This window comes from Ruegeria sp. G2 (assembly GCF_056533505.1).
Map to the genome: position 1 here is coordinate 109014 of NZ_JBQFON010000013.1, position 10034 is coordinate 119047.

The 10034-nt window shown below is 54.0% G+C and carries 7 protein-coding genes and 1 pseudogene; 1 reads left to right on the forward strand and 7 read right to left on the reverse strand.

The window, feature by feature from the left end; genetic code table 11:
- Positions 1-294: 294 nt before the first annotated feature.
- The 7 genes and pseudogenes from ACR0DU_RS19670 to ACR0DU_RS19700 all read right to left on the reverse strand — a co-directional run bounded on the left by ACR0DU_RS19670 (position 295) and on the right by ACR0DU_RS19700 (position 8599).
- Positions 295-981, reverse strand: a pseudogene (locus tag ACR0DU_RS19670) (IS6 family transposase).
- Positions 982-1344: 363 nt separating this feature from the next.
- Positions 1345-1725, reverse strand: coding sequence for a hypothetical protein (locus ACR0DU_RS19675; protein ID WP_139056614.1), 381 nt, complete (start codon positions 1723-1725; stop codon positions 1345-1347).
- 58 nt (positions 1726-1783) lie between these two features.
- The gene (locus ACR0DU_RS19680; RefSeq protein WP_480876890.1) at positions 1784-4183 is read right to left on the reverse strand and encodes a trimethylamine N-oxide demethylase; all 2400 of its coding nucleotides are present in this window, start codon (positions 4181-4183) and stop codon (positions 1784-1786) included.
- Positions 4180-4551 carry a cupin domain-containing protein gene (locus ACR0DU_RS19685; protein WP_480715639.1) on the reverse strand — a complete coding sequence of 124 codons (372 nt, stop codon included), beginning with the start codon at positions 4549-4551 and terminating at the stop codon, positions 4180-4182. Before ACR0DU_RS19685 ends, ACR0DU_RS19680 begins: the two co-directional genes overlap by 4 nt.
- Position 4552: 1 nt before the next feature.
- Complete coding sequence (locus tag ACR0DU_RS19690) at positions 4553-6535, reverse strand: ABC transporter permease (RefSeq protein ID WP_480876893.1); 1983 nt, start codon at positions 6533-6535, stop codon at positions 4553-4555.
- On the reverse strand, positions 6535-7563 hold the full coding sequence (locus ACR0DU_RS19695) for a quaternary amine ABC transporter ATP-binding protein (RefSeq protein ID WP_010442422.1): 1029 nt from the start codon (positions 7561-7563) through the stop codon (positions 6535-6537). The genes ACR0DU_RS19690 and ACR0DU_RS19695 overlap by 1 nt, the downstream gene beginning before the upstream one ends.
- Before the next feature lie 82 nt (positions 7564-7645).
- Complete coding sequence (locus ACR0DU_RS19700; protein ID WP_010442423.1) at positions 7646-8599, reverse strand: ABC transporter substrate-binding protein; 954 nt, start codon at positions 8597-8599, stop codon at positions 7646-7648.
- A gap of 238 nt (positions 8600-8837) precedes the next feature.
- Between ACR0DU_RS19700 and ACR0DU_RS19705 the strand changes: the two genes are divergently transcribed.
- Positions 8838-9773 (forward strand): LysR substrate-binding domain-containing protein, encoded by a 936-nt coding sequence (locus ACR0DU_RS19705; protein ID WP_480876896.1) that lies wholly within the window; start codon positions 8838-8840, stop codon positions 9771-9773.
- The last annotated feature ends 261 nt before the right edge of the window (positions 9774-10034 follow it).

Here is a 10034-nt window from a genome sequence, read left to right on the forward strand (position 1 = left end):
ATTCGGGGTTTCCCGTAAAGCTGCAATATTATGCGAAACGGTTTGTTTCCGCAGCGCGAACTATAAGTTTCTCAATGAATTGTAGGCACTATTTTGCCGTAATGCGATATTCACGATGTGGGCGGCATGTCTTGATTTTAGCACATTCTAGTTTTTCATTGGGATTTTAGGGGGTTACCTAGTACGGCGTGCCGCCAAGCGACCAACACGCCAAATTCTCAAAACTGCAAACTGCGTTTTTAAAATGTCAGGATGTGTGCGTATATTTCTTTTAACGGTCGCAATCAGAACACGTCACTCAAGTATCAAGTTGATGCGGCGCGCCTTGATGGGGTTTGCTGCGCTGGAGAGTTGCTGCTTTCGGGTCATAGTGGCTACTTCAATGCCATCTAGCGTAGCGGACGCGGATGCGAAGGATTTGAACCCACACATATGTCGAACGCGCCGTTTTATGAACCAATGATCCCGCTCGATCATGTTATTCAAAAATTTGGACCTGATTGTCTAAACCTTAGCTTGGCAACCTAACCACTTCAGAATCCTGTTCACTTCTCGAATGCCGGCTGCGTTGGCTGCGTTCTTATCGATGACGACTTTGTCTGGGATTCCGTTTGATGACAGCGCTTTGGCAAAGAACCTGGTTGCTGCGGGACCGTTCCTTCGCTCAGACAACATAAAATCAAGGGTGTTCCCTGCTTTGTCGACAGCCCGATAGAGATGCACCCACTTATCGCGCACACGGAGGTAGGTTTTGTCCATTCTCCAGGATTTCTGTGTTGGGCGCTTTTTCGATTGCGCGCGCGCAGCGATCATCGGCGAAATTTTTACAACCCATCTATTCAATGTGGCGCGATCGACGGAAACGCCCCGTTCAGCCATGATTTCCTCAAGGTCGCGATAGGAAACAGTGTAGCGCAAATAGAAAAGCACAGCGTACAAAACCAAATCCTTTGGGAAGTGGCAGCCTTTCAAAGAAATCATTCTAAAACTTGCCCGTGATTGATTTGAAAGCAACAAGCACCAGGGCACGCAATTTCGTCAACCTCGGTCAAAAGATTGCGACACAACCAGATCCCGCCCCTTTCGACCTTCTTCGAACGTGATCAACTCGTGCGATCTGTTAGACTAACATACCATCCCGCCGCAAAGGGTCTAACTATCAGCATCCGCAAGTTCGGCGACCGAGTCAGCAGAGAAATTGGTCCATATCAGAACACCTGAGCTGACAGCTCGCGCCACTGCCTGTTCTGTTGTCCGGCACTTGGGCTTCGTGACGATCGAAGATGGCAGAGCATGCACTACTCTATCCTTAGTCATCTAGCGAACAAAGGTACGTCGGCTGCGTCAATTGCGAAGTTCGAGACTCAAAAACACCAATGTGCGATTGATTTGGCCCTTGTCTTTCTGGGCGACGCGATAAAGACGGTCCGAGGTGATAAATTCCTTCTGCACGTAGCTGTCAGGGTGGTTAACGGAACTACCGTGTTGTTTCTGAGTTCCGTCTTTGCAACGTGTTACTTCGGTCCATAGGTCGTTGAATGTGCGATTGGCTTCGGCGTCTCGGAACGGAAACTCCCATCGGCATGAAATGCCTTGGACATTGACCAGGCCGACATACGGTTCGCACATTGCTCCTTTGGGCGAGAAACCGGTGGTGTTGTAGTTTTCAAGTGCGATAACCCTGTCACATAATCCTGCGAAGCCGGATTCTGGCGAAGTAGCCATGACAATTCCCAGAAAACAAACGACCGCAACTTTGGCCGTTTGCTTGGTTGTCAATTTATCATTCAGCCGCATCCGGGAAATCGTTTCTTAGGTAAACACCCTTCACACGCTCTTTTGCTGGATCAAAATGCGGGAACGGAACAATTTTTGCCTTCAAGCGCTTTTGCTGCCCATCCAGTTGGCCGATCTCAATATCGTGCCCCTCGAGTGCATGGTTTGATGCAACCCGCCCGAGGGCGATGACCTTGCCTAAGATGGGTGATTTCATCGCGCTCGTGATTTCACCGACCTGCGCTTTTCCGATACGTACACAATCGCCTGGAGAAGGAACTGTTCCACCTTCTATATCAAACCCGACCAGTTTGCGGTGAGGGTGAGCCTTGCGTTCCTCAATTGCGCTGCGCCCTATGAAGTTATCGGTCTTAGATTTCAATGGGACGGTAAAACCGACCCCCGCCTCGAACGGATCGGTTTGGTCGTCAAATTCGGACCCGGCAAAGATTAAGCCGCCTTCGATCCGCAACATGTCGAGGGCGGCAAGGCCAAGAGGGGCAATTCCATATTCCTGACCAACTTCCCAGACACGGTCGAATATCTCGACAGCGTCCTTAGGGTGACAGAAGATTTCATATCCTAATTCGCCGGAATATCCGGTTCGGGAAATCACGACAGAGGTGCCGCGCACATCCCCGACCCGGGCCACGGTAAGCCGGAACCAAGGCAATTCTTCTATGGTTGGCTGCTGGGGTGGCGCCCAGAATATCTGCGAGAGGATGTCGCGGCTGTGCCGCCCCTGTACCGCGATGTTGTGCAACTGATCTGTAGAGTTTCGAACCCAGACATTCATGTTGTGCTTGCGCGCTTGTTCCTGCAGCCACAAACCGCTGGTGTCGTTGCCACCAATCCATCGGAAGTTGGTCTCACCCAGCCGATAGATAGTGCCATCGTCGATCATGCCGCCATGTTCATAGCACATTGCCGTATAGACAACTTGACCGACGCTCAACTTCTTCATGTTGCGGGTCACGCAAAGCTGCATCAGTTCTTCGGCATCCGGGCCAACAATCTCATATTTGCGCAGTGGACTCAGATCCATTACGGCGACTTTGTCTCGACAGGCCCAATACTCTGCGATTGCGCCATGATTGGTCATCGTATTGGGCAGCCAATATCCGTTATATTCGACAAAATCACGGGTATGACGTGCAAAGCAGTCGTGAAATGCTGTTTTCTTGGTTTCTTCCACATCCGCCTCCGCAGATTTTCTGTAGCCGTGGGACCGTTTGAAATCCTCGGTCGCTTTGTAAGTTCGCACCTGAATGTCGGTTGGATTCCAGCCATTGGCCGGGTCGATGTCGCAGGGGCAGCCGGTACTGACGCAGACAAGATCCGTCAGTGCGCGCAGCAGCACGAAATCTCCGGGTCGCGACCAAGGATCATCCATACCGATGGCATTGCTATCGTCCAGCATTGTATTGAAGAAAAAGTTGATCGCGGACCAACCTGCGCGGGGACGGATGTCATATTGGCTCAGATCCTTGTTGATATTGTCCGAGCAATTGACATGGCCAGGATAGCCCAGATCTTCATAGTATCTTGCTGTGCAGGCCAGCCCGAACGTGTCGTGACGACCGCACGTATCCTGCACGATCTCAACCAGGGGTTCCTGATCCACTGACCAGTATTTCGAGAATATACCTGGTTGCGGATACAAGCTGCCCATCAGGCTGCGTGTCGTGGTGGGATCAATCTCGCGTTCGATCCCCTGATCCAATGCACGTCGGCTGAACGCCTGAAAGTCTGAGCATTCGCGGCCCCTGATATCCACGATCTGGATGAACTCTCCGGCTTTGACCTCATAAGATTTGGCATTGCCAGGCTGAATGTTGATATCCTTAAGCGGGTCTGCCAGCGGATCGGGCGGGCCCACGTCGGGTTTTCCCAAGCTGGGAGCGGCACGCTGAATGTACAGGATAATGTCGGTCGGTGGGTTATTGTCTTCAGGGCGCATCGCTTCGCCTGGTGCGGCGACGATCAGAAGACCGTCGCATTCCGCCACGAAGTGCGCCATGTCGCCGGGGCGTGATCCATCTGAGAAGGCCCTGACTGCATCCCCGCGTCCGATGTCGAAACCTGCAACCTCTAACGCGCGCAGCACTTTCTTGCCCGAAGCCGAGCCATTGGCCAGAGTTGCAATCAGCCCCTCTGGTCGCCCGTGCCCCTGCGCGCCAAGCATGGCAGCGTCCGAGCTTCGATCCGGGGCAAAGAACACCATCTCGGCGGGTTGCATCCCATCGCGATCCAACAATGTGATCGTGTCGCCTTTGGACACCGGAACCGCACGCGATCCTGTGCCAGGGACGGGATGACGTTCCGTGCCATGGGGCAGGATTGGAAGGCCAGGAGCCAGAACCCCGCTGCGTTCATATGGCACTTCGAAGACCGGCTTCACATTCATAATGCACCTTCCTGAATAGCTTCGGTCGCGCCGCGGTGCATGACCACCAAAAGGCATCCTGTTTCGGTGCGCGAAAAGTGGCTAGACCCGGCGGGAAAGCTGACAAAATCTCCGCTGTGATAACGAAACCCGTCGTGATCGGTCAGGTCACCTTCGAGGACAAAGAACTCTTCCGGACCGTGATGGATGTGGGGGTTCGAGCGTGCGCCCGGCGCCATCTTCATCAGATTGCTGCCTTGCCCGGTATCCTCGTCAAAGCTGACATTCTTCCACCAGACCTGTGCGTCGGGCCGGTCTTTCATATGCATTCTGACAAAGCCGGTATCGTCGAAACGGGTGACCGTACGCATGTTTTGCTGTTGTGACATCCTAATCGAGCCCCAATCGCTTCTTGCGCTGTTCCGTCCAGCTGCTGATGGCCATGTCAAAGGTCAGAGCCATCAGCGACACGTTCAGGCCGAGGACAAAGTTTTTGCCCAACTCGGTACCGGCCAGCGTTCGCTGCAGCTCTTGTCCCAGATCCTGAGTGCCGATGAAGGCCGCGATGATGACCATGAAGAAGGCAAACATGATGGCCTGATTGAACCCAACTGCCATTGTCGGTAGTGCCAGCGGGAACTGAACTGACATCAGCTTTTGCCGCCGCGTTGATCCAGACATGTCTGCCGCTTCGGTCATTTCCGAAGGTACGCTGCTAAGGCCAATAATGGTGTACCGGATCAATGGTACCGCGGCGAAGATTAGGATCGAGAACACAACAGCTACGTCATTAACGCCGAACAGCATGATTGCCGGGATCAGATAGATGAAGCTGGGGAAAGTTTGTGCTGTGTCGCAGGCCAGAAGGATGCTTTTTGACCAACGTTCTGATCGGGCTGCTATTACGCCGAGCGGTATGCCAATCAAGGTGGCCAGAGCAACAGCCGAAATAACTGTGTATAGAGTGATCACAGATCGGTCCCACCAACCCGAGAATGCGACGATGGTAAAGAAAACCGCCGCATATATACCTGGGCGGCGACCACCGATCCAATATGCAAAGGAAACGACCAGCAGGATGAAGGCGGGGGTAGGGATCGCCAGCAACGTGTTCCGGAACGGGATCAGAACCTTGACGTTCAGGAACCAGCGCAACCATTCGGTCGTTCCCTTGATGGCATCGATCGCCAGAAACGACTTGATTACCACGTCAATTTCCTTGCCTTGGCTCAGGTGCTGCTTGCGGCCGACTTCGGCAAGGATCGGGAACAGCCGCGAGAGCAGGATAAAACCGACAAACAGACCCAGCGCGACCAGTGAGGTCTGGTGCCGCTTCCACCAGGGGGTGCCGCGTTCAAAGTGAACCGGTTGCTTGACCACCCAGGCCTTGGACATCCGGTCCAGCGTCACGGCCAGAAGAACGATGGTAACCCCGATCTCGAAGGAACGGCCCAGTTTGAAGCTGCCCATCATTGCCAGCAACTTGGCACCAAGTCCGGGCATGCCAATAAAGGCGGTCAGAACCACCATGGCCAGACACAGCATGATCACCTGGTTTACGCCGACTAGAATTTCGGTGCGTGCTGCCGGAACATAGACATGGCGCAGCATCTGCCAGCGAGTGCAGCCGGACATTTGGCCCGCCTCGATCACTTCAGGGCTGACCTTTTTTAGCCCCAGCGTTGTCATCAAGATCATAGGCGGGATGGCAAAGGTAATTGTTGCTACGGCTCCAGCGGTTGGCCCCACCTTGAAGAAAATCACAGCGGGCAGCAGATAGGTAAAGAAGGGCAGAGTTTGAAGCACAGACAGAATGGGCTTCAACATCCGCTCGAACCAGCCATATTTCCACGCGGCGATACCAAGCGCCAGACCCAGCAGAAACGCCAATGGCGCCGCGACGACGATCACGGACATTGTTTGCATGGCGATCTTCCACTGACCGATCGCAGCCGTCCAGATAAAGGTTCCAGCGCCCAGGGCGGCCAACCGCCAACCACCGACAGCGTATCCAACAACCCCAGCGACGGCGGCAATCGCAGACCATGGGATTGGTCCCAGATAGGGCCAGCGACGCTTGCCTTCCAATAGGTTTGCTGACGTGTCCAGCAGAAACTCTAGAGGACCTTCCGCGATAAAGCGGGTTACATAAATCAAGCCAAGGTCATTTTGGATGAAGCTGAAAACTGCGTCCAGAACCTGCGCAGTGGGTGGGATGGCGGCTTCGGGGATGCGGTTTAGCCATTCAGGCAGAATACCAACTGCCTTGGCAAGGATCAGTGCGAAGGCCACGGCAAGCAGCACAGTAAGTACACGGGAACGTCCCCATGGCTTGTCTGATGTCTCTGTCAGATCTGTCGACAGCGTCGCCATTATTCGGCTCCGAGCAGGACATTCAGTGCGGTGTCGCGCTCCAGTACACCGGTGACAACGCCTTTGTCATTTGCAACCGGCAAAAGGATGCGGTTGTCATTGACCAGAACCCGCGCAAGTTCGTGGATCGTTGCGCCACCATTGATTGGTGCGCCTTCCAAAGCGTGTCCATTGACTGGTTTCGCCAGCCCTTTCGCATGCACCACGCGGGCTTTGTCGATGTCCTCGGTAAACTTCGCCACGTATTCCGTAGCGGGGTTCATGACGATCTGGTCCGGCGTATCGCATTGTTCCACCGCGCCATTGCGCATGATCGCGATCCGGTCCGCCAGACGCAGCGCTTCGTCAAAATCATGGGTGATAAAGACAATGGTTTTACCCAACATCTCTTGTAGCCGTAGGAATTCATCCTGCATTTCACGTCGGATCAAAGGGTCAAGTGCGGAGAACGGCTCATCCAGAAACCAGATGTCCGGCTCAATCGCCAGGGACCGGGCGATGCCGACCCTTTGCTGTTGTCCACCGCTAAGCTCGCGTGGAAAATATTCTTCGCGACCCTCAAGGCCGACCAGTTTGATGACTTCCAGCGCACGTTCACGGCGATCATGGCGATCCTGACCACGCATTTCCAGCGGGAAGGCCACGTTATCCAAGACCGTACGGTGCGGTAGCAGGCCAAAGGACTGGAACACCATGCCCATCTTGTTGCGTCGCAATTCGATCAGGTCACGCTCGCTCAGGCCCATGATATCCTGACCATCAACTTTGATCGTACCGCCGGTGATGTCGTGCAGGCGCGAAAAGCACCGCACCAGAGTTGATTTGCCTGATCCGGACAGTCCCATGATGACCAGCATTTCGCCCCGGCCAACCTCAATCGAGACGTCTTTGACCCCAGCAATGTAGCCGTCCGCACGAATCTCGTCGAAGCTACGGCCAGCCGGCATGGACTTCAGATAGCTCTCGGGCGAAGGCCCAAACAATTTCCAGACATTTTGGGCTGAGATTACAGGCGCTGTGGCGGACATGGCTGCCTTTCTTTCTTGTTAAGCGCGGCCTTGCTTCAATGAGATCAGCAAGGCCGCGCCAGTTTCGTTGCGTATGACCGGATTATCCGCTGCAGGCGCTGATCCAGGGATCAACAACAGAGCGGTTTGCGTCCAGCCATTCGGCCGCTGCATCTTCCGGTTCCAGCTCGTCCGTATCGACCAGCTTGGCCATCTCCGCGATCTGCGGATTTGTGAAAGAAATTTCAGTCAATACACAGTAGGCAGCAGGCCATTTGTCTTTCATACCATCCCAAGCGGCCTTTTTCAGGTAACCGGTTGCCGGGTTACCACAATCATACAGCGCATCCGGGTTCGGACCTTTGGATGGGTCTTTGTCGCATCCATCTTCCCAGGCAGGAAATTCGACAAACTCACCGGGCCAGACAGCTTCGGCAAAGTTGGGTGTCCAGTTGAAGACCAGAACCGGCTTCTTGTCCGCTTCTGCTGCGCCAATTTCAGCCCACAGGGCCGCCGCCGAACCCGCATTGATAACGGTGAAGTTCAGATCCAGCGCTTCGGCACGCTCTTTACCATGCTTCAACCAGTCAACCGGACCGTCCAGATATCGGCCTTTGTCGCCGGTTTCCGCTGTTGCAAACAGATGCGCACAGTCGTTCAGAGCTTTCCAGTCGGGCAGGCCGGGGCAGGACTCTTTGGTCCACATCGGATACCACCAGTCCTCGCGGGTGACAGCATCGTGGTCGCCTGCATCATGCAGACCGCCCTTTTCCAGAGCTGCGCGGAAAGATGCGCCAAACGCGCCTTCCCAGACTTCCATCTCAAGCGTGACGTCGCCCAGACGCACCGACTCGTAGACCGCCTGACTGTCGGTCGTGACGTATTCGACATTATCGCCGATCTCTTCGAACAACTGGCCGACCACGTAAGACATCACGATCTGGCTGGACCAGTTGTGAATTGGGATGACGATCGGATCGCTGCTGTCTTCTGCGATCGCACCGGTGCCCGCTACCGCTGCCAAGGTTGCAGCAGAAAGAAGGTTTGAAAGTTTCATGATTGCTCCCTGAGTGACGTTCGATATTGGATTGAGGGCTCTTCCGGCCCCGAATTTGCGCATTCTGCCCAAATTTGCGCGAAACGCAGAACAGAAATTTGAGGGGCGTTGCCCATAAAATCTTGAGGCTAATTCAGTTTTTTACTATCTTAACAGTCAGTTGCCTGATCGGTTTCCAGTCGACGCAGGCGAATACTCTTTGATTGCAATCCGCTTCAGATTGGGGTTCCGCCGTCAGATGCCAAAGAAAGCACCAGTTACCGGGAAGGTTCTTCCACCGCTCGACTACCTTTTGGCTTTTGAAGCGGCCGCCAAGGCCCAGAGTTTCGCGCAGGCCAGCAAGGTGCTCAACATTTCGGAAACAGCAATCAGCCGCAAAGTACGTCTGTTGGAGCAACATTATGACGTACCCTTGTTTGTCAGAGGTCATCGGTCGGTTTCGTTGACACAGCAAGGGGCCATATTGCTGGCGACAGTTGAAAAGTCGTTGGATCTGATGCGAGACGTCAGCCGTGATATGTTGGCCAAACATCAGGCCAATACGGTGTCGATCTCCGCGACCAACTCTGTCGCGTCGCTCTGGTTGATGCCGCAGCTGCGTAAGTTCAACAAATCCAATGGCCGCATCCGTATTTCGCTGGTGTCTTCGGACAGCGACGCGGAGTGCCTGTCTGAATCTATGGATCTGACGATATTGCGCGGGGAAGGGGATTGGCCCGGATATGAGGCGCAGCTTTTGTTCGGGGAAACCGTTTTCCCAGTGTGTAGCCCTGATTATCTCAAAAGTAATCCGCAGGCGGCAGTACTATCCGCGCTGCCGGAATTGGATCTGATTGAGGTGACCAGCAGCCACGCAGAATGGATGACTTGGCATACCTGGCTTGGCAGCAATGGAATTTCCACCTCATTGATGGAACGCGCTGTGGCCTTCAACACCTATCCTCTCTCTATACAAGCAGCAGTTGATGGTTTGGGCGTCGCACTGGGTTGGGCCCATCTTGTTGACCCCCTGCTTGAAAGCGGTGCGTTGGTCAGACCAATCCAGGACATATCGGTACGAACGCAGTCGGGATATTTTCTTCTAAAGAGCCCAACGCAAAAATCATTTCCTGAGCGACGCATCGTCGAGGATTGGTTGTTAGGGCTCAGCGCAGGGCGCAAACGCTACGCGTGATCCGATGGTGCCATCGCGCGATAAATGTTCTTTCCTTCAATGTCTCTGAAATTCAAAGGTTGACCGAAGGGAATAAATATTTACCGTAAAGAAAGTATCTGATTCCGCCCCGGGTCGCATATGCGGACGGGTCTGAATTCGTTCGGCCTACTTTTGCAGGGAGTCCAAAGCCCAATGAGCTATAAATCCGATATTGAGATTGCCCGTGAGGCAAACAAGAAGCCGATTCAGGAGATCGGTGCCAAGCTGGGCATTTCCAGT